We start from the raw sequence: 21421 nt of genomic DNA, 5'->3' as shown, positions 1-21421 counted from the left end.
GGTGGTTGGCTTGGCGCAACCCCGAGAACTCAGGTGCTGGAGGAAAGCGATGGCGCAGGTCGAGGCCACTACAGAGCGGGTCGTCGCCGCGGACGCGGAGACGGTGTTCGACGCGATCGCCGACTACAGCGGCACGCGCGCGAAGCTGCTCTCCGAGCACTTCAGCGAGTACGAGGTGCGCGAGGGCGGCGACGGCGAGGGCACCCTCGTCCACTGGAAGCTGCAGGCCACCAGCAAGCGGGTCCGGGACTGCCTCCTGGAGGTCAGCGAGCCCACCGACGGCGAGCTGGTCGAGAAGGACCGCAACTCCTCCATGGTCACCACCTGGCGCGTCACCCCGGCCGGCGAGGGGAAGTCCAAGGTCGTCGTGAACACCACCTGGCAGGGCGCCGGCGGCATCGGGGGCTTCTTCGAGAAGACCTTCGCGCCCAAGGGCCTCGGCCGGATCTACGACGCGGTGCTCGACAAGCTCGCCACCGAGGTAGAGAAGTAGTACCGGTTCGCACGGAGGTGAGTAACCTCCGGATGAACAGGGGGCGTTGGCTCCCTCACCGGTTCGGGTGGATCTCCGTGTCGGCCGGTCTCGTGCCGTAACTCGTCGTGCTTGCTCGCAGTTGTCGCCCTACGGGAAATAAGGCGGCAATTGTGCGCAGGCGCGACGAGGGGAGCGGTACGTGGGCGGAACGACGTTGGTGCAGTACGAGGAGCCGGCCGTGGTGTCCGCGGACGCCCCCGTGCCGGAACCGGCCCCGGTCTCCGGACTCGGGCCGCGCCGCACCCGGCTGGTCTTCTGCGGGCTGATGCTCGCCCTGCTCCTCGCCGCGCTGGACCAGATGATCGTCGCCACCGCGCTGCCGAAGATCGTCGGCGAGCTGCACGGCCTCGACAAGATGTCCTGGGCGATCACCGCCTACCTGCTCACCTCCACCGTCGGCCTCCCCGTCTACGGCAAGCTCGGCGACCTCATCGGCCGCAAGGGCGTCTTCCAGTTCGCGATCCTCGTCTTCGCCGTCGGCTCCGCGCTCGCCGGACGGGCGCAGAGCATGGACCAGCTGATCGCCTTCCGCGCCCTCCAGGGCGTCGGCGCGGGCGGGTTGATGATCGGCGTGCAGGCGATCATCGCCGACATCGTGCCGCCCCGGCAGCGCGGCCGCTTCATGGGCCTGATCGGCGCCGCCTTCGGGCTCGCCTCCGTCGCCGGACCGCTGCTCGGCGGCTACTTCACCGACCACCTCTCCTGGCGCTGGTGCTTCTACGTCAACGTGCCCTTCGGGCTGGTGACCCTGGCCGTCATCACCGCCGTGCTGAAGCTGCCGAAGCCTCAAGTCCGGCGCCAGTTCGACGTGCTGGGCACCCTGCTGCTCGCCGCCGCCTCGACCTGCCTGGTGCTGCTGACCAGTTGGGGCGGGACGGAGTACGGCTGGGGCTCGCGGGTCATCCTCGGGCTGGGCGCGGGCGCGCTGGTCGCCGGCGTGCTGTTCGCCGTCGCCGAGCACCACGCGGCCGAACCCCTCATCCCGCTGCGGCTGTTCCGGGACTCCGTCTTCAACGTCACCGGCCTTGTCGGACTGGTCGTCGGCGTCGCCCTGTTCGGCGCCGCCAGCTATCTGCCGACCTTCCTGCAGATGGTCGACGGCGCCTCGGCGACCGAGTCCGGGCTGCTGATGCTGCCGATGATGGGCGGGATCGTCGGCGCCTCGATCGTCGCGGGACAGCTCATCAGCCTCACCGGGCACTACCGGATCTACCCGGTGCTCGGCGGCGGCGTGTCCGTCGTGGGGATGTGGCTGCTGTCCCGCCTCGAAGTCGGCACCCCGCGCTGGCAGTACAGCATCTGGATGGCCGTCCTCGGCGCCGGGATCGGCATGGTGATGCCGGTGCTCGTCCTCGCCGTGCAGAACTCCGTGCGGCCCGCCGACCTCGGCACCGCCACCAGCGCCAACAACTACTTCCGGCAGATCGGCGGCAGCGTCGGGGCCGCCGTCTTCGGCACCCTCTTCGCCGACCGGCTCGCCGACGCCCTGCACAAACGTCTCCCTGCCCAGGCAGGCGCCCGCCTGCCCGACCCCGAGTCCCTCACCCCGCAGCTCGTCCACGCGCTGCCCCCGGCGCTGCGCGACGCCTACATCCGCGCCTACGCCGACGCGATGCCCAGGATCTTCCTCTACCTGGTCCCGGTGCTCGTCCTCGGCCTGCTCGTCGCCTGCTTCCTCAAGGAGAAACCGCTGGTGTCCCATCCCACCGCCGAAACGGAACCGACAGCCGCCAACGCCCCGATCCCGCCGTCACGGTCGCCCCACACCGGCGCCGGGATCCCCGTCTGCGGCACGGTGCAGCACCCCGACGGGACCGTGGTGCCGCGCGCCGCGCTCACGCTCATCGACGCCGTCGGCCGGCAGATCGGCCGCGGCGCCAGCGCCGAGGACGGCCGGTACGCCCTGGCCACGCCCGGCACCGGGTCGTACGTCCTGATCGCCGCCGCGGGCGGTCACCAGCCGCAGGCCGTCTCCGTGACGGTCGGCGAGCGGCCCGTCGAGCTGGACGTCGTCCTCGGCGGCGCCGGGCGGCTCGCGGGCAGCGTGCTCACCGCCGACGGCACCCCGGTACGGGACGCCACCGTCACCCTCACCAACGTGCACGGCGAGGTCGTCGCCAGCGTCCGCAGCGGCCGCGAGGGCGGCTACGTGATCACCGAGCTGGTGGCCGGCGAGTACACCCTCGCCGCCAGCGCCCCCGCCTTCCGCCCGGCCGCCCTCCCGGTCACCGTCCAGGCCTCCCGGGAGACCCGGCAGAACGTCGAACTCGCGGGCGGCGCCGTGCTGAAGGGCACGGTCCGGGCGGGCGGCGGCCGGCCGGTGGAGGACGCGCGGGTGACGTTGCTCGACGCCGCCGGGAACGTCGTGGACACCCTCACCACCGGCGCCGACGGAACGTTCCGGTTCGTGGACCTGTCCTCCGGCGAGTACACCGTCATCGCCGCCGGTTACCCACCGGTCGCCACCGTCCTGCAGGTCGCGGGCGGCGGCCGCACCGAACGCGATCTCCAGCTCGGCCACGAGGACTGAACGAGGACTGAACGAGGACGGAAGGAGCACGGAACGAGGAGGGCACGAGGGGCGAGCGCGCGCCGGACAGGGGCGCGGACCTGCGCGCCGGTGCGGTCCGGTGAAACCAATTCCAGGATTGCCACACATCGCAACCGGCGGCCACCGTACGGTAGTGGCGGGCGGCACAGATCTTTTGCGGAGCCGTGGGGAGAGAGGGCCTGGGCCATGGACCATGGCAGCGAGCGGGACACACATCCCGGCCTCGGTGCTGGGGACGGCGCGTCAGGCCGCATCCCCCTGGCAGTGGTCGTCGTGGACCGCGCAGGCGACGTCTCGCACTGGAGCACCGGCGCCCGGCGGCTCTTCGGCGCCGCCAAGGAGGACGCCATCGGCCGCTCCGTCCTCGACCTGCTGCCCGTCTCCGGCGCGCTCCCCGAGGACGACGAGATCACCCGGTACGGCGCCTACGCGGCGTACGACGGACTCGGCCCCGACCTGGAGTCCTCCCTCGACGGACGGCTCAACTTCCCGGCCGCCGGCCGCGCCCGGCTCACCGTCCCCGACCGCGACCGCGCCGATGTGCTCTGGTGGGCGTACCCGCTGGTCGGCCCGGGGGACGAGCGGCTGCTGGTGCTCGCCGCCGACGCCGAGCGGCTGCGCCGGGCCGAGCAGGACGAGGGCATCGCCTTCGAGCGCATCGCACCCGGCTTCGCCCTGCACACCGACTTCCCCGGCGCGGAGGAACTCGCCCGCCGGCTGCCCGAGATCCTGCCCAGCATGAGCGTCGACGAGAGCGCCCGGATCGTCGCCCAGGTCCTCGAACTCGGCTACCCCATCCTGGAGTTCAGCCAGAACGACCGGGTGCCCGTGACCCCCGACTGGGGCGTCGCCCGGCGCACCGAGCGGATGGCCCGCCGCGAGCGCGCGGCCCGTGTCGCCGCCCAGGGCCTGCCGGTGCCCGCCGAACTCGCCGACGACGAGGGCGAGGACCTGGAGTACGCGGCCGTCCGCGAACGCCTCGAATTCCTCACCGAGGTCAGCGGGAAGATCGGCACCTCGCTCGACCTGTCCCGCACCATCGTCGAGGTCAGCAGAGCCGTCGTCCCCCGCTTCACCGACGTCGCCGGCACCTACCTGCGTGAACAGGTCGTCGCCGGCGAGGGGTTCCCGGACGGTGTGCCCGACACCACCACCATGTGGCACCGGGTCGCCCTGGAGCACACCGACGAACCCGGCCGCTGGGACGACGTCGTCCCGGTCGGCGAGGCCATGCCGTTCCCGGCGCACACCCCGTTCTTCCAGTGCATGACCACCGGTGAACCGGTGCTGGTCCCGCGGATCAGCGTGGAGATGGGCCACGCCATCGCCTCCCAGTTCGAGAAGCGCGACATCCGGCCGCTGATCACCGGCCGCTCGATGCTGGTCGTACCGCTGAAGGCGCGCAATGTCGTGCTCGGCTTCATGATCCTGCTGCGCCACCCCGAGCGCGAGATGTTCAACGACATGGACCGGGTCACCGGCGCCGAACTCGCCGCCCGCGCCGGACTCGTGCTCGACAACGCGCGCATGTACACCTACCAGGAGAGCGTCGCCGAGACCCTCCAGGACAGCATGCTGCCGCACATCCCGCCGCGCATGGCGGGCTGCGACATCGCCACCCGCTATCTGCCGGGCACCCTGCTCGGCCGGGTCGGCGGCGACTGGTTCGACTCCGTGAAACTCCCCGGCGCCCGCACCGCCCTGGTCGTCGGCGACGTGATGGGCCACGGCCTCAACTCGGCGGCGATGATGGGCCAGTTGCGGACCGCTGTGCAGACGATGGCGGCCATGGACCTGCCGCCCGCCCAACTCCTGCGCAACCTCGACGACCTGGCGCAGCGCCTCGGCGACGGTTACCTCGCCACCTGCCTCTACGCCGTCTACGACCCCATCGAGAGCGAACTGCACCTCGCCAACGCGGGCCACATTCCCCCGGTGCTGGTGCGGGCGGTCGACGGGCGCAGCGAACTCCTGGACCTGCCCACCGGGGCGCCCATCGGCGTCGGCGGGGTCGCCTTCGAGTCGCTGCGGGTGCGCGTCGAACCCGGCGACCGGCTGGTCATGTGCACCGACGGACTGGTCGAGATGCGCGGCGAGGACATCGGCGTCGGTCTCGCCACCCTCTGCGAGTCCGCCGCCCACCCGGCCGCCTCCATGGACGACGCCTGCGACACCATCATCCGCGCCCTCAACACCCGCGGCGGCCGCAAGGACGACGTCGCCCTGCTGATGGCCCGCCTCAACGGCATCGAGCCCGAGGACGTCGCCGAATGGCGGCTGGCCCTCGACCCGGCCGAGGTCCGCCGGGCCCGCGCCGTCGTCCGCGAGCAGCTCCACGACTGGGGCCTGGCCCGGCTCGCCGACCCCGCCGAACTGATGGTCAGCGAACTCGTCACCAACGCCGTACGGCACTCCCACAGCCGCCCGGTCCAGCTCCGGCTCATCCACGGCGAGACCCTGCTGTGCGAGGTCGATGACGACGACCACACCCTGCCGACCCTGCTCGGCGTCGACCCCGGCGCCGAGGCCGGACGCGGACTGCGGGTGGTCGCCACGCTGGCGCGGGAGTGGGGCACCAGCCGTACGGCCGCCGGGAAGACCGTCTGGTTCGAACTCACCGCCCGGCGCCGCTGACCCGCGTCCCGCACACCCAGGGGGCGCACGTACGTCGAACGCGGAGTGAAGGAACGCGCCGGGCGCTTGTGGCCGAAACCTGCGCAGGGTAAACCGTACTGGCCCGTCACTTACGACGGGTCATACGCGGCTGCATCCTGGGGAGTTGGGCCATGAGCGTGACGAGTCGGTACCGCAGTGCCTGGGAGGGCTTCTGGCGTGAGGCGCCCGACGAACCGGGGGCGGTGTTCTGGGACGCCGAACCGGCCGTGACCGCCGCCGTCCATGTCGCCCTCTTCGAACCCCACCTCACCGACCCCGGCCTGCCCCTGGTCGACCTCGGCTGCGGCAACGGCACCCAGACCCGTTTCCTCGCCGAGCGCTTCCCCCGCGTCCTGGGCACCGACATCTCCGAGGCCGCCCTGGACCACGCCCGGCACGCCGACCCGGGCGGACAGGCCGGCTACCGGCTGCTCGACGCGGCCGAGAAGAGCGAGGCCCAGGCCCTGCACGCGGAGCTCGGCGACGCCAACGTGTACATGCGGGGCGTCCTGCACCAGTGCGAACCCGACGACCGGCAGCCGGTGATCGACACGATCGCCACCCTCGTCGGCAGCCGCGGCCGGGTCTTCCTCGTCGAGCTCTCCGAGGCCGCCCGGCCCGTCCTCGGCGGCCTCGCCCAGAGCCCGTCGGGACCGCCGCCCAAGCTCGCCCCGGTCTTCCGGCACGGCATCGCCCCCGGCGAGGTCGCCGACGCCGCGGTCCTGGAGTACCTGCGCAACGCCGGCCTCGCCGTCCTCGCGAGCGGCGACCTTCCCCTGACCACGACCGAGTCCACACCGGACGGTGAGCTGATCGTCCTGCCGTCGAAGTGGGTGCTGGCGGGACGGGAGAGCTGAGGGGCGGCACCGGATGGCTACCGACCCGCCGGGCCGGTAGCCCTTCTTGACGTGCACCTGTTGGCCGGCAGTCCTACCCTGATGAGGGGAGTCTTTACTGGAGGTCGGAATGACCAACGGGAAAGCCTTCACGGGTTCGGAAAGCACGAAAAGGCCCAGAGGGAGCGTCGCTGTTTTCATACTCCTGTGGATCGCTTCGCTCATGGTCAGGCGCACGCCGACGCCGGAGAAATCGAAGTGCGATCACCCCTGCGGGCCGACCCGGCGAAAGAACGTGGCTCAGCTCCCCACATTGCCCAAGGGGCTGTTCAGGACTCATAGAACGGCCTGGCGCGAGCGAGCTGCCGCACGCGTTCTCTTTCTGGAACAGCAGGCAGACCGTGAGAGGTGCCGGGAGGCAGCGGACCGGGCTGAGCAATGTCGGCGAGAAGAGACGCTGGAGGGGATCGCGCGGCAACTGAAGGAGGCGGGGTGCGCGATCTCCGCGCGGCGCCGCCTCTTCTCCGGGGCCGCAGCCCTCGAGCGGACCTGGGCCAATGTCCGCGCGACCGACGTGATGCTGCTCACGCTGTGTGCGGATGAAGACCTGCCGGGCCGAAGCGTCGACGTACTGAGCCACGTCGAACAGCATCTTCGCCCGGTCGACCCGCTTCGGATACAGGTGAGCGCGGTCGCGGAACGCATGGAGACGAAAGGACCGCTGCCGGGCGACCGCGGGCTCCTCGCCCTCGCTCTGAGCGCTTCGTACGACGCGCTGGACGCCGAATTCAGTAGAGTCCGCAGCCTCAGCATCATTCTGCGGGTTGCGACCTTCTTCGTTCTCCTCGGTGCGGCTGGGCTCGCAGCCTGGGGCTGGTACTGCCCCGATTCGCTGAACATGTGCTTCCTCCCTGGGGGGAAGAAGTTCGCCGCATGCCCTTCCGGGGAGGTTCCCCTGAAGCAGGGGAACGTTCCGAGCGACTACGCGCAGCGAGTCGACGTGCTCGTCACCGAGGCGGCAGGACTGGCCGGTGCGGCTCTCACGGTCATTGCGTCGCTACGCCGGATTCAGGGGACGAGCAGTCCTTATATGCTGCCGCTGTCGGCAGCCCTGCTGAAATTCCCCACCGGGGCTCTGACCGCGTTCGTAGGAGTGCTGCTCATCAGGGGTGCGTTCATTCCTGGTCTGAGTGATCTGGATTCCAGCCCGCAGATAATGGCCTGGGCCGTCATTTTCGGCGCTGCCCAGCATCTCGTGACCCGCTTCGTCGACGAGCGGGCCCGCGAGACGCTGTCGGACGTGGGACGCCCGCCCTCTGACCCGGAACCGGACGGCCCGAAGACCCAGAAGCCGTGAAGCCGATGCCCACTGGTCACGCGCCGAGGTGGCCGCCGATCGACCGGGCGACCTCGGGGTGGGCGAGGTACTCGACGATGCTGTGCGCCCGGTCGCGGGCGTTGACGACGGCGAGGTCGGACAGTCCGTCCGCCCAGTCGTCGCCCAGCGGGCATCCGATGGCCACCGCGTCGGTCGGGCACCAGGCGTTGAGCCAGTCCGCCACGATGTCCGGACGCTTCGGCCCGCCCACGAGCAGCCTGCTGTACACGCTGTCCAGGCCGAGGGGACTGCCCGCCGTGGTCAGATGCACGCAGTTCACTCCGGGGGACAGCCGGGTGACGAGATCCAGGCCGACGACCGTGCCGAGGCTGTGGCTGACGAGCACCACGTCCCCGGTGTCCGGCATCGTCTCCAGTACGCAGTCCAGGACCTCGTCCCGGATGCGCCGGTCGTCGAGATAGGCGGCCACGTCACGGAAGACCAGGGCGATGGCCCACGCATCGAGGTCGCTCCTGGCGGCCAGCCAGCCCAGCCGCTTGTGCAGGGTCCCGACCACGTCGTCCAGGCCGATACTTTCGGTGGCCAGCTGGCTCTCCTTCGGCATGTCCCACTTGGTGGCCGCCTCGCCGATGATCTCCTCGTACACCGCGCGGGCGGTGGGGGTGACGGGTGCGACCGCCTCCGCCGCCCTGGCGGCCGGCGCCTCGGTGAGGCGGGGGACGGCCTCGTGCGCGGTCAGGGCCTGCACCAACCGGTCCCCGTAGTAGGGGAACCAGACGTCCGCCGGGTCGACCGGAGGGAGCCCGGCGCGGACAAGCCCCTGGTTGAGTCCGGCCGCCCATTCGCGGCGCAGTTTCTCGGGGTCCTTGCCTTCCTGGGAGCGACCGTGCAGGAAGACCAGATGCCGTGTGCCGCCGAACGCTCCGTCCCGGGCGCGCAGGCCCGCACGCGCGGTGGCCTTCTCGACGGCCGGGCCCGCCGCCGCGACGGCGGGTGCCGGGACCGTCACCGGGCCGGCGGCGGGAGCCGGAGCCGCAACCGGACCGGCGGCCTCCGCGAGGCGCAGTCCCGACTCCGGGCCCATCTCCGCCAGCAGCTCCCGCTGCCGGGAGGTGAGGGACAGGGCGGCGAGGTGTTTGAGGATGGAGCTGACGCGTACGCCCTCGTTGGACACCCAGTCGATGGCGTCGTCGCCGTCACCGGGCTGCCAGACCTGTCCGTCCCGGCGCAGGGTACGGCCCTGTTCGTCGGTCCTGGGCACCCCGCTGTGGTGGAGCGCGACGACCTCCCACTGGTCGTTGAAGACGGGAGAGCCGGAATTGCCCGGCTCGGTGTCCGTCTTGTAGTGGAGGAAGTCGTCGAGGCGTACTTGGAGCATGTTGTCGCGTACGGCGATCTCCTTGAGGCGTCCCATCGGATGGCCGACGACGTTGACCGGCTCGCCGATCACCAGCTTTCCCGGCTGGGCGCTGAGCCGGTTCCAGCCGAACGTGTCCCCGGCGGGCCGCGGGTCCGGGCCGGGGGCGACCAGCACCAGGGCGAAGTCGAGGCGTTCGTCCGTGACGAAGAACCCGCCCGGGTCGAGTTCCAGCCGCGTCGCCGGCTGGGCCGTGTTGTCGACGGTGACCTGGGCGTCGAACTCCACGAAGCACTGCCGGGCGGCCTCCGCGTCGGTGAGCACGTGATGGTTGGTCATCAGCAGGCTCGGCGACACCAGGAAGCCGGTGCCGAGAGGCAGCTCACGGCCGTTCTCCCGCACCGAGATCCGGGCGACGGTACGTGCCGCGCGGGCACCGCGCGGCAGGAAACTCCATGCCTGCAGGTCCTTGGACACCCCGAGGATGCGTTCGTACGCGGCGGTCGGGGCCAGCGGTTCCGCCCGGACGGCCTCCACCACCAGGGCGGCGGGCACCGCCTGCCGGTCGAGCAGCCGGGCCGCGCGCGCCGCGAGTGCCTCCTCCGAATCCGGGAAGGCGACCCCGGCGTCCTGCTGCTCCTCGACCGCCCGCCGCTCGTCGCCGGACTCGTCGTACCGCGCGGCGGCCGCCGCGACCTGGCGCTCCCGTTCCTCGCGGAACCTGTCCGTCGCTGCCATGTCAGGTCACCGTCCTTCCGGCGGTGTGCCACGGCACGAAGGCGTTCGTCAGCCCCGAAAGAGCCGTACGCAGCTCCGGGTGGTGGCGCAGCAGCACCGTGATCATGCTGTTGTCGTCGATCCAGGCCATACCGGCCTTGGAGTACACCTCGGGCGTGTAGTACTCGGTGAAGAAGCGGTCGCTGTTCAGCCGGCGTGAGGCCATCAGGATGAAGATGCGGAACGCCGTGTCGCTGAAGGCGAATCCGGCCGGCAGCTTCTCCGCGTACAGCCCGACCGAGAGGTCGACCTTCTCGATGTCGCCGTCGTAGAGCCACTGGATCTGCTCGGCCCACGCCCGGTTCTCCGTCAGCTCCAGGAAGTTCGCCGCGGGCTTCAGCCGCAGCAGCCGCCGGAACTCGTTGTAGCGGGGGACACCGAATTCCCGGGAGCGCAGGATGTCGGTGGCGGCGAGGTCCTGCAGCTGCCCGTCGGGGCGCTCGAATTCCTGGAGGAACCTGGGGAAGTTGTGCAGGGTGACCAGTCCGGGGTGGAGCGTGCCGAAGCTGTAGAGCAGATCGGCCATCCCGGTGGTCTCCATGACCTTCAGCGCCCCGGGGCCCGCGATGTCGCGGAGGGTGCAGTGGCGCAGGCTCGTGTCGTCGGCGGCGGAGCGCAGATGCCACTCGTCGCGGATGAGCGGGTGCATGCGGTAGACGGCCACGAACTCCTCGGTGAGGGAGTACGGGATGCCGTAGTGGTCCGTCTCGCCGCCGGGGATGCCGCTGACGACCTCGCTGTCGCTGATCCGGCCGAAGAGATCGTGGACGCGCTCGCCCGCGATGCCCCACCAGTTGGCGCGCAGTGCCTTGACGGTGGTGGGGTGGCTGATCACGGCCGGTGTCCACTCCACGGTGTGGATCTTGGCGAGGAGCGCGGCGTTGACGAGCCGGGCGCGCTGGAAGAGTTCCTCGTCGTTCCAGGACGGGTACGCGCCGTGCAGGTGATCGCAGATCGCGTTGTGCTCACGGGCGAACAGGTCGTGCATCATGGCGAGGCCCAGCCAGAAGCCGGGGATGTGCGAGGGGTCCCGGGAGGGGTCCGAGGGGACCGGGGACTGCTCGTCGTCCCACAGATGCAACGTGCCCAGCGTGCCGGCGCGCAGCAGGCGCTGCTCGGTCTCGTTCGCCCCGTAGATCTGCGACGCGTCCCACCAGTGGGAGGACACGTTGACGCGGGTGTCGGGCGTTCCGGCCGGCGCCTGCGGGTCGCGGGTCGGGTCGTCCGGCGTCCGCATGATCCGCATGGGGTGCTCCGGCCACGGGTCGTCGTCCATGAGGGGCACTTCCCAGGGCCGTTCCGTGGGGCTGGTCCCGTGGCTGAACCAGTCGCGGACCATGAACTGAAGCCAGGCGGCGACCAGCGAGTTGACCGATTCGGCGGGGATGAGCGCGTCGCGGGTGAGCACGGCGCGGCTGACCTCGCGCGGGTTCGGCGTGGACAGTACGTCCTCGGGTGCGGCCGGTGCGATCCGGTCCAGCGGGATGTTCCGGCCGAAGCGGGTGCCCGCCATGCCCATGCGAGGCTCGGCGAGGTCGTTGTGGCTGCCGTCGGCGGTCCGGTTCACCTTGTGGGTCTCGGAGGGAGGCGCGGGATCGGGCAGATTGACCGAGGGCAGTAGGCCGGTGTCGTGGAGGTTCTTCTGCCGAAGCCTGATGCGCAGTCCGAGGAGCGTCAGCAGGCCGGGAATGACGGGCAGTCTGTCCCAGCCGATACGCCGGTCCACGTATTCGGCGCCGGCGGTGATGATCCGCCAGGGCAGTGACGTACGGTATCCGGCTGCGGAACCTTCTGCGGCGCGTCGTTGTCTGCTCATCGCGATACTCCTTGGGCGGTGGCTCTTTGGGCGGTCGCGAGGATGACGTCGCTCGCCTTCTCACTGATCATGTAGATGGGGGCGGCGACGAAGAATCCGGGAATGCGGGGGAAGACCGAGGCGTCGACGATCCGCAGGCGGTCCACTCCGCGCACCCGGAACTCGCTGTCGACGACGGCCGAAGGGTCGTCCGCCCGTCCCATCCGGCAGGTGCAGGACGCGTGGTGGCCCCAGGCCTCGTCCTGCACGAAACGGCGAACGCCGTCGGCGCCGTCGATGTCCTTGCCGGGCCACAACTCCTCCAGAATCACGGAGCCGGCCTTGCGGTTCATCCGGCGCACGAACTCGACGGCACCGGCCATGGCTTCGAGATCCACGGCGTCCTTGTCCGTGCCCTCGCCGAAGTAGTGGAAGTTCACCAGCGGGGTGTCCCGGGGGTCGGTGGAGCGCAGCCGCACCCGGCCCCCGGTGTTGTGGGTGCGGCTCTTGAGGATGGCCCAGGTGAAACGGTCCTTGTGGAGTGTCAGGTCGAGCGAGTAGCCGGGCCGGTAGCCCCGGAAGTCGAAGGGGCCGCCGAAGATGAACAGGTCGGGTGCGTCCAGCTCCGGACGGGACTTGCGGGTGACGCCGACGACGGCGCCGTTGGTCGTGTAAAGACCTTCGCCGTGCCGCCAGGCCCGGTAGCAGCGGTCCGGCCCGGTCCCGGGTCGCGGCGCGTGGAAGTCGCAGTCCTTGAGGACCGGGAACTCGCGGTCCATCCGGCTGACCACGCCGACCTCGTACCGGTCCTGGAGATTCGCGCCCACACCCTGGAGGTCGACCTGTACGGGGATGCCGTGCCGTCGCAGCTCCTCACGCGGTCCGATGCCCGAAAGCATCAGCAGGTGGGGTGTGTTGAAGGCACCCGCGGCCAGGATCACCTCATGGGCGGCGAGGACCCTGCGCAGGACCGGCGGCTTGGCGTTCGGCCGGCTCAAGGGGTCGGCCCGGTAGGCGTGCGCGCCGTCCAGATAGTCGACTCCGGCCGCGGCTCCGTTCCCGTCCAGTACGACCCGGGCCGCCAGCGCGTTCGTCCGGACCACCAGGTCGTCCGGACGGCTTCGCTGTACGGCCTGGACCCGCTCGCGAACGGCGCTGCGCCGTCCGTTCGCCGTGGAGAGGGGGATCTGCCACAGCCCTTGCAGGGCGTGTGTCTGCGCCCGCCAGTCGTTGGGGTCGACGAACGAGCCGAACCCTTCGAGCGGGGACAGCGGCCGGTCGAGGAAGTCGGCCAGCGCGTCCTCCGCGGCCGCGAGGATGACCTTCAGCAACTGCCTGTCCTGGACGGCCAGTTCAGGGTCGGCGAGGGTGGTCGGCAGCCAGCCGTCGAATCCGTGGCGTGCTTCGTTGCGGTAGCGAGCGCCCGTGAAGGGCAGGACCTTCAGCAGCGCGGCCAGCAGCGGATTGGCGGGCGGCTCCTTGGGCCTCGGCCGGTAGGTGCAGCGTTCCAGCCGCTCGAAGTACCGGCGCATGGCCGTGCTGTGCCACGAGGCGTCGCCGGTCTCCTCCGCGATCGCGTCCCAGTCGCGGTTGTACGGATAGACGGTGATCAGCGCGTGATGAGCGGTACAGCCGCCGACCGTTCCGGCACGCGGGTAGAGGATGCCCCGGTCCGGGACCAGTTTGCTGTCACGCTGTTGCTGCTGCTCGTCGGCATAGTGCCGTACGAAGTAGTTCCAGCACTGGACGGGGTCCTCGGAGGCGTCCGCGTGGAAGGCGGGCACCAGGTAGTTGTCGTTCTCCGGGGCACCGCCCGCGTCGAGCAGCAGGGTGCGCATGCCCGCGGCGGCGAGGTTGGCCGCCAGCGGTCCGCCACCCGCCCCGGCGCCGACGACGATGTAGTCGAAACCCGTCTCGGCCGGGGAATCGGCACCTGGCCCTCCCGTCACTTCCCCTTCCCCTTCACCGAGTTGGCGAGCGAAGTGGCGGCCAGGACCGTGTTGGCAGCCGAGATGAGGGTGGTCAGTGCCGCGGTACGCGGGGGAAGCCGACCGCTCAGGCCCAGCGTGGCCGCCGTCGCGGTGTCACTGCCGTGGATCAGGACGCCGTCGCGCAGGTCCTCCCGCAGCCGCTCGTCGCGGTTGGTCAGCAGATCGAGGCCGAGCAGGATCGTACGGATCCCGAAGAGCCGGAAGGCGTACACGGCTGCCGGACTGGGCGGCTCACGATCGGGGTCGAGGCGCCGGATGAGCAGGTCGGGCGCGAGCAGTCCGGTGACTCCGTTGAAGAGCCGGATGCCGGCGAGTGCGTAGACCGAGACAGCGCGAGGCCCGGCTTTGTGGGTGGCCATCATGTCTCCTGACGGTGCTGCGATTCTTGCGGTGACGGGAACCACCGCCGAACCCCCCGACGAAGAGGAAGACACCCCGGAAACGCTCCAATTACCACATTATGGGTATTTCGGCTCCCCTGCACCTTGAGTCCCGGAGCTTCACGGGGTCCCGACGTGCATGCGCGTCCTTACGGCTCCGGCTCCGGAGGCGCGGCCGTGCCCGAGCGCCGCCGACGCGAAGAACGCCGACCACGTCTACCCAAGGATGCTGTCGCCGTATTGCCGTGTCAGCCGGATGTCCGACGGAGCGCTGATCGCCGACTGGAAACGGACACGTTTTCTCCGGATGGCGGCGGCGGACATCCGGAAGTTCGCTGGGATTCGGGCGTGTCCTCCGGCTGCTGTCCTTGGCCGCCCCGGGTTACGCGCGCGCCGACCTCCCCTCGTCCAGGAGCTGGGCCGCCTGAAACGAGCGGTACAGACTGCACGCCTGGACGGCCTCGGCCGACGTGTGCGTCCCGGACGCCGATCCGCGAGGAGGCGCTCGCCGAGCCGAAGGCCTCCAGATCGGCATCCGTGCCGTACCCCGGAGTGCTGATGCACGCGGCGGCCGTCCGCCGTGGCGGGCCCCTCGGGCAGCCCGCCGCGGCGTCACGCTCGCCGGCCCATTTTCTCCTTCACCGCCTCAGTGCTGAACTGGCGCATCCTGCCCACGAGTTGGCTCAGGAATTCAATCCGCCACGTCGCCTGCACGTGCTGATCCGCCAGGTTCAAAAGGAAGATGTCGCGTTTCCTCGCCCGGCACCCCGACCGGCCACGACCATCCCGGCCAAGTCGACGCCCCAGTGTTGAGGACGAGACACGCCGGCGGGCCGCCGGGTCAGTCCCAGTGGATGTCGGCCAGGTCGCCCAATGGCCTTCGCTCGGCCACCGCCTCCGGCACGAGCAGGTGGTCGCCCTTGTGGAGGGCGGTGGGGAAGCGGATGTGGGCTCGTTCCTCGATCTCGTCGAGGGTGACCTGGAAGACGCGGAACTCGTCGAGGTCCAGGGCTTCGAGCTGGTCCAGGTTCTGCGTGAGCAAGAACGCCTTGGCCTTCAACTCACCTCGCTCGACGAAGGCGATGACCTTCCAGAACTCACGGGGGATCTTCACGTCCCGGTAGACGCGGTCGTCGTCCTGGAGGACCGGTCCGCCGAAGACGCTCACCTTCAGGTCGTCGACGTCGACGTCGGCGAAGATGGCGTCCTCCAGCTCGCCCCACAGGCCGTTCTTGGCGCTCTGGTTGAAGTCGTCCAGTTGCGGGGTGATGTTGGTGTAGAAGAACGAATCGGTGTTCGCCTTCTGAGCCTCGGGCATGCTGCCCCAGATCAGGTCCGCACGGCGGGCGATGTGGCCGCGGTCGAGCCGGTTGGCCTCGTACAGTTCGTTCCCGACCTGAGTGTTCGCGGGAAGCCGTGGGTCCTTGGTGAACGGTATGCCGGACCGGCTGAGCTTCTTGAGGTTCGCGCCGTCGATGTTCCAGCCCACCCAGAAGGGGAAATGCCGCTTCTTGCTGAGGGCCAGCGAGTAGTGCGTGTACGGGATGACCTCGGAGCCGCTGAGGCGTATGGCGTCCCCGTTGATCTCCGCGGTCAGCTGCGGTATGTCGATCTGCTCGCTGAGGAAGTCCGGGTTGTAGCCCTGCAGGGGCTGTACCTCCTCGGGAGAGGGCTGCTGCAGGGTGATGTCGAGCTTCTCGAAGACGGAGCCGGCGAGGCAGGCCAGCGCGTGGTCGTCGGGGTCGCCGGCGCTTTCGCCGCCGAAGTGCAGTCCGGCGATGACCTTGCTCGGCCGCCCGTTCGTCTTGAACAGCCAGGCCGCACCCGAGTCACCGCCGCTGCTGATCTGCTTGTCCGCCGCCGGGTGTTCGTTGTCGGGGCCGATCTCGAAGCAGCCGATGATCTTCTCACCGACGTCGCCACCGTAGTCGATCTTGGCCATCGTCTGGATGCGGCGGACGATCCCGTGGGTGACGCCCGTGGTCCGTCCGCTCTTGATGACCTTGTCTCCCAGAGCCGCCTCACCCAACTCCTGGGGTGCCACGTCAAGTCCCAGGATCTTGGGATCAAAGGTCCGTCCCTCTTCGATGGTGGCCACGGCGCAGTCGCCGGCCGGGCCGAGGTGGGACCGCTTCAGGACGCCGAGGCGGTTGTGGGAGATCTGGTTGTCGTCGAACCGGCCGGGCTGGACGGCTTCCTCGCCCAGCTGACCGTCCGGGCCCTGCAGTACGTGCCAGTTGCTGAGCACGTACGGGGTGCCGTCGGCCCTGTCGAACACGATGCAGCCGATGGTGCCGGCCGTGACCGTCACGCCGCCGACACTGGCCCCCGGGAATATGGGGTTGAGGCGGGTCTTTCGCTGAGGCTTCTCAGCCTCCGCGACCACGCGGAAGTGGGGCTGGTAGCTGCGTTCGATGACGTCGGTCGGCACCTCCACCCCGTCCACCGTGATGCTCTCCGGGATCCGGGTCGTGCCCAGCGCCTCGAGGGCTTCCGGCTCGGCCTTCCTGTCGACCGTGAACTGCAGCGCGATCTGTTTCCCTCGGGTGCCGTTCTTGAGCTTGTGGCCGATCCCGACGGACGACACGTTGGGGTCTGCGAGCAGGTCCGGACCGCGCGTGCGGATGTACTGCTTCAAGGACTCGATCAGCTTGTCCTGGGAGGACGCCGATTTCCTCGGCGCCGACGCAGTGCGGGTCTTGTTGTTGGTGGGCATGAAAGGGAGACGTCCCTTCGCGGAGGAGGGAGAACGGCTCGCGCAATGCACCGCGGACCAGTCAGAGCGGGTGCGGTGTCGCTGCGAGCGTCCGCTGGCCACCACTCATCGAAACACCGATGCAAGGTATATGTCTTGATATGGTCACCCAAAAGCGGCATGGCCTTGAGGTCCTCGTGAGCGGGTCCTCGGGGGATCGGGGTGAACGGCGGGGCGTCGTGGTCTCGAACCGCATGCACCTGGTCAGGGAGCGAGTGCCCGACACCTGTCCGGCGGCGCACCGGTCGGCACGGCCGCTGGAGTGCCGAGGTCCGGCAGAGGGCTCAACCTCCTCCCTGCCTTGTAGGAAGTTCCCTCGCCGGCGCGTAACGTGAAGCAGCATGAAGATCCTCATCAGCGCCGACATGGAGGGCGCCACCGGGGTGACCTGGCCCGGCGACGTGCTGCCCGGCGCGCCGCAGTGGGAGCGGTGCCGGCCGATGTTCACCTCCGACGTCAACGCCGCCGTCCTCGGGTTCTACGACGGCGGCGCCGACGAGGTCCTCATCAACGAGGCCCACTGGAGCATGCGCAACCTGCTCCTGGAGCAGCTCGACGACCGTGCCCAGATGATCACCGGCCGCCACAAGACGCTGTCCATGGTCGAGGGCGTCCAGCACGGTGACGTCGACGGCGTCGCCTTCATCGGCTACCACACCGGCGCCGGCATGGAGGGCGTCCTCGCCCACACCTACCTGCCCAACTCCGTCACCGGCGTCTGGCTGGGCGACGTCCGCGCCAGCGAGGGCCTGCTCAACGCGCGCGTCGTCGCCGAGTACGGCGTCCCCGTCGTCCTCGTCACCGGCGACGACCTGACCTGCGAGGACGCCCTCGGCTACGCGCCCGAGGCCCGCAAGGTCGCCGTCAAGGACCACGTGTCGAGGTACGCGGCCGTGTGCCGGACGCCCGCCCGGACCGCCGCGGACATCCGCGCCGCCGCCAAGGACGCGGCCGGGCTGGCGGTGCGCCACGAACCCGTGACCGGCGGACCGTTCACCATCGCCCTGGAGTTCGACGCGGAGCACCTCGCCCTCGCCGCCACCGTCGTCCCCGGTGTGGACCAGGTCGGCGAGCGGAAGGTCGCGTACACCGAGGGGACCATGTACGACGGCATCCGCACCTTCAAGGCGGTCACCACGATCGTCTCGGCCGCGGTGGAGGAGCAGTATGGCTGACCAGCAGGCTCTCGACGAGGTCGTCCGGTTCACCTCCGAGCTGATCCGGATCGACACCAGCAACTTCGGCGGCGGCGACTGCCGGGAGCGGCCCGCCGCCGAGTACGCGGCCGAGCGGCTCGCGGAAGCGGGTCTGGAGCCGATCCTGCTTGAGCGGACCGCGGGGCGCACCAACGTCGTCGCCCGCATCGAGGGGACGGACGCGACCGCGGACGCGCTCCTCGTCCACGGCCACCTCGACGTCGTACCCGCGCAGGCCGCCGACTGGAGCGTCGACCCCTTCTCCGGGGAGGTCCGCGACGGGGTCGTGTGGGGGCGGGGCGCCGTCGACATGAAGAACATGGACGCGATGATCCTGGCGGTGGCGCGGGCCTGGGCGCGGGACGGGGTGCGGCCGCGCCGGGACATCGTCGTCGCGTTCACCGCCGACGAGGAGGCCAGCGCCGAGGACGGCTCCGGGTTCCTCGCCGACCACCACCCCGAACTGTTCGAGGGCTGCACCGAGGGCGTCGGCGAGTCCGGCGCCTTCACCTTCCACGACGGCACCGGACGGCACCTCTACCCCGTCGCCGCCGGGGAGCGCGGCACCGCCTGGCTCAAGCTCACCGCGCGCGGCCGGGCCGGACACGGCTCCAAGGTCAACACGGAGAACGCGGTCACCCGCCTCGCCGCCGCCGTCACCCGCATCGGCGAGCACCGGTGGCCGCTCCGGCTCACCCCGACGGTCTCCGCCGCCCTCACCGAACTCGCCGCGCTCTACGGCATCGAACCCGACCTCACCGAGGTCGACCTGCTCCTCGACAAGCTCGGCCCGGCCGCCAAACTGGTCGAGGCCACCGTCCGCAACAGCGCCAACCCGACCATGCTGAACGCCGGTTACAAGGTCAACGTCATCCCCGGCGAGGCCGCCGCCTTCGTCGACGGACGCTATCTGTACGGCACCGAGGACGAGTTCCGCGCCACCCTCGACCGCCTCACCGGCCCGGACGTCGACTGGGAGTTCCTCCACCGGGAGGTCGCCCTCCAGGCGCCGCTGGACTCACCGACGTACGCCCGGATGCGCGCCGCCGTCGAGGAGTTCGCCCCCGACGGGCACGTGGTGCCCTACTGCATGTCCGGCGGCACCGACGCCAAGCAGTTCTCCCGGCTGGGCATCACCGGCTACGGCTTCGCCCCGCTCAAGCTCCCCGAGGACCTGGACTACCAGGCCCTGTTCCACGGCGTCGACGAACGCGTCCCCGTCGCGGCCCTGCACTTCGGCGTCCGGGTCCTGGACCGGTTCCTGCGCACGGCATAGCACCGCATGGCACGGCACAGGCGAGGAGGAGAGAACGTGGAGACGAAGGCGTACGGCTCGTGGCCCTCACCCATCGACGCGGCCCTGGCGGCGGCGCACGACGGCTTCGCCGAATGGGTGGGCTTCGTCGGCGACGAGCCCTGGTGGACCGAACCCCGGCCCGCTGAGGGCGGCCGCAGGACCCTGGTCAGCGGCACCACCGGGGAGTCCGTGCTGCCCGCGCCGTGGCACGTCCGCAGCCGGGTCATCGAGTACGGCGGACGGCCCTGGGCCGGTGCCGTACCCGACGGCGGCGGTCAACCGCTGCTGGTCTTCGTCCACTTCGACGACCAGCGGCTGTACCTGTACCGGCCCGGCGAGGCACCCCGGCCGCTGACCCCGCCCGGACCCCGTTGGGCCGAGCCGCAGTTGCTGCTCGACCGTGGCGAAGTCTGGTGTGTCCTTGAGGAGTTCACGGGCGACGGGCCGACCGACGTACGCCGGGTGCTCGCCGCCGTACCGCTGGACGGCTCGGCCGCCGACGACCGGACCGCCGTACGCGAACTCACCGCAGAACGGCACCGGTTCGTCACCGGGCCACGCCTCTCGCACGACGGACGCCGGGCCGCCTGGCTCGCCTGGGACCATCCGCGGATGCCGTGGGACGGCACGGAACTGCTGGTCGGCGAGGTCGGCGCCGACGGAACCCTGCACACGGTCCGCACCGTGGCCGGCGGTCCCACCGAAGCCGTGGCGCAGGTCGCGTGGTCCGCGGACGACCGGCTGCTGTACGCGAGCGACCGCAGCGGCTGGTGGAACCTGTACCGCGACGACGTGGCCCTGTGCCCGCGCGAGGAGGAGTTCGCGGGGCCGCTCTGGCGGCTCGGCCAGAACTGGTTCGCGCCGCTGGACAACGGGCTGGTCGCGGTCCTCCACGGCCGTGGGGCGATGACGCTCGGGATACTCGATCCGGAGACCGGCGAGATCGCCGACGCGGCCGGACCGTGGACCGAGTTCTCCGCCACCCTCGCCGTGCACGGCACCCGCGTCCTCGCGGTCGGCGCCGGCCCGCGCACCGCCCACGAGGTCGTCGAACTCGACACCGCCTCCGGCCGGGCCCGGGTCGTCGGCACCCCGCACCGGGACGCGGTCGACCCCGCCTACTACCCCGATCCGCAGGTCCGTACCTTCGCCGGCCCCGGCGGCCGCGAGGTGCACGCCCACATCCACCCGCCCCACCACCCCGCACACAGCGCCCCCGAGGGCGAACTGCCGCCCTACGTCGTCTGGGCACACGGCGGCCCCACCAGCAGGACACCGCTCGTCCTCGACCTCGCGATCGCCTACTTCACCTCCCGGGGCATCGGGGTCGCCGAGGTCAACTACGGCGGCTCCACCGGATACGGGCGGGAGTACCGGGAGCGGCTGCGCGAGCAGTGGGGCGTGGTCGACGTCGAGGACTGCGCGGCCGTCGCGCTCGCCCTCGCCGAGGAGGGCACCGCCGACCGCGCCCGGCTCGCGATCCGCGGCGGCAGCGCCGGCGGCTGGACCACCGCCGCCTCTTTGACCGGCACCGACGTCTACGCCTGCGGCACCATCGCCTACCCCGTCCTCGACCTCACCAGCTGGGGCGCGGAGGAGACCCATGACTTCGAGTCCCAGTACCTGGAATCCCTGATCGGCCCGCTCGCCGAGGTGCCCGAGCGGTACGCCGAGCGGTCGCCCAGCGAGCACGCCGACCGCCTCACCGCGCCCTTCCTGCTGCTCCAGGGGCTGGACGACGTGATCTGTCCGCCCGCGCAGTGCGAGCGCTTCCTCGCCCGGCTCGACGGGCGCCCGGTGCCGCACGCGTACCTCACCTTCGCGGGCGAGGGCCACGGCTTCCGGCGCGCGGAGACCCTGGTCCGCGCGCTGGAGGCCGAGCTCGCCCTCTACGCTCAGGTGTTCGGGCTGGACGTGCCCGGCATCCCCGAGCTGGAACTGGTGAAGTGACCGAAGT

At 70.7% G+C, this 21421-nt stretch carries 13 protein-coding genes; 8 read left to right on the top strand and 5 right to left on the bottom strand.

Features of this window, described 5'->3' with window-relative positions:
• Positions 1-49: 49 nt before the first annotated feature.
• The 5 genes from ABT137_RS14220 to ABT137_RS14200 all read left to right on the top strand — a co-directional run bounded on the left by ABT137_RS14220 (position 50) and on the right by ABT137_RS14200 (position 7934).
• Positions 50-493, top strand: coding sequence for an SRPBCC family protein (locus tag ABT137_RS14220; RefSeq protein WP_351707601.1), 444 nt, complete (start codon positions 50-52; stop codon positions 491-493).
• Between the two features lie 181 nt (positions 494-674).
• Positions 675-3065: an MFS transporter gene (locus ABT137_RS14215; RefSeq protein WP_351707598.1), complete on the top strand. Its 2391-nt coding sequence runs from the start codon at positions 675-677 to the stop codon at positions 3063-3065.
• Between the two features lie 207 nt (positions 3066-3272).
• Positions 3273-5720, top strand: coding sequence for an ATP-binding SpoIIE family protein phosphatase (locus ABT137_RS14210; protein ID WP_351707595.1), 2448 nt, complete (start codon positions 3273-3275; stop codon positions 5718-5720).
• 152 nt (positions 5721-5872) lie between these two features.
• Positions 5873-6598, top strand: coding sequence for a class I SAM-dependent methyltransferase (locus ABT137_RS14205; RefSeq protein ID WP_351707592.1), 726 nt, complete (start codon positions 5873-5875; stop codon positions 6596-6598).
• Between the two features lie 109 nt (positions 6599-6707).
• Positions 6708-7934 carry a hypothetical protein gene (locus tag ABT137_RS14200; RefSeq protein ID WP_351707589.1) on the top strand — a complete coding sequence of 409 codons (1227 nt, stop codon included), beginning with the start codon at positions 6708-6710 and terminating at the stop codon, positions 7932-7934.
• Positions 7935-7950: 16 nt separating this feature from the next.
• Here the strand turns inward: ABT137_RS14200 and ABT137_RS14195 are convergent, their stop codons facing one another.
• The 5 genes from ABT137_RS14195 to ABT137_RS14175 all read right to left on the bottom strand — a co-directional run bounded on the left by ABT137_RS14195 (position 7951) and on the right by ABT137_RS14175 (position 16932).
• Positions 7951-10011: a trypsin-like serine peptidase gene (locus tag ABT137_RS14195; protein ID WP_351707586.1), complete on the bottom strand. Its 2061-nt coding sequence runs from the start codon at positions 10009-10011 to the stop codon at positions 7951-7953.
• Position 10012: 1 nt separating this feature from the next.
• On the bottom strand, positions 10013-11866 hold the full coding sequence (locus tag ABT137_RS14190) for a peroxidase family protein (protein WP_351707583.1): 1854 nt from the start codon (positions 11864-11866) through the stop codon (positions 10013-10015).
• Entirely contained in the window at positions 11863-13794 is a 1932-nt protein-coding gene (locus ABT137_RS14185; protein ID WP_351707580.1) for a GMC family oxidoreductase, read from the bottom strand. The genes ABT137_RS14190 and ABT137_RS14185 overlap by 4 nt, the downstream gene beginning before the upstream one ends.
• A complete protein-coding gene (locus tag ABT137_RS14180) occupies positions 13791-14195 on the bottom strand; it encodes a hypothetical protein (RefSeq protein WP_351707577.1) in 405 nt (134 codons plus the stop codon). Before ABT137_RS14180 ends, ABT137_RS14185 begins: the two co-directional genes overlap by 4 nt.
• Before the next feature lie 862 nt (positions 14196-15057).
• The gene (locus ABT137_RS14175; RefSeq protein WP_351707574.1) at positions 15058-16932 is read right to left on the bottom strand and encodes a DNA/RNA non-specific endonuclease; all 1875 of its coding nucleotides are present in this window, start codon (positions 16930-16932) and stop codon (positions 15058-15060) included.
• Between the two features lie 380 nt (positions 16933-17312).
• Here ABT137_RS14175 and ABT137_RS14170 point away from each other — a divergent pair, with 380 nt between their 5' ends.
• From ABT137_RS14170 to ABT137_RS14160, 3 genes are read left to right on the top strand one after another with little or no spacing between them, the layout of a single operon-like run.
• On the top strand, positions 17313-18146 hold the full coding sequence (locus ABT137_RS14170) for a M55 family metallopeptidase (RefSeq protein WP_351707571.1): 834 nt from the start codon (positions 17313-17315) through the stop codon (positions 18144-18146).
• The gene (locus ABT137_RS14165; protein ID WP_351707568.1) at positions 18139-19443 is read left to right on the top strand and encodes a M20/M25/M40 family metallo-hydrolase; all 1305 of its coding nucleotides are present in this window, start codon (positions 18139-18141) and stop codon (positions 19441-19443) included. Before ABT137_RS14170 ends, ABT137_RS14165 begins: the two co-directional genes overlap by 8 nt.
• Before the next feature lie 6 nt (positions 19444-19449).
• Positions 19450-21414: an LpqB family beta-propeller domain-containing protein gene (locus tag ABT137_RS14160; protein ID WP_351707565.1), complete on the top strand. Its 1965-nt coding sequence runs from the start codon at positions 19450-19452 to the stop codon at positions 21412-21414.
• The last annotated feature ends 7 nt before the right edge of the window (positions 21415-21421 follow it).

This window comes from Streptomyces sp. NPDC001980, assembly GCF_040296885.1.
Lineage (GTDB): Bacteria > Actinomycetota > Actinomycetes > Streptomycetales > Streptomycetaceae > Streptomyces.
The sequence above is the reverse complement of the archived record's forward strand: the minus strand, read 5'-3'. Positions and strand labels throughout refer to the sequence as shown.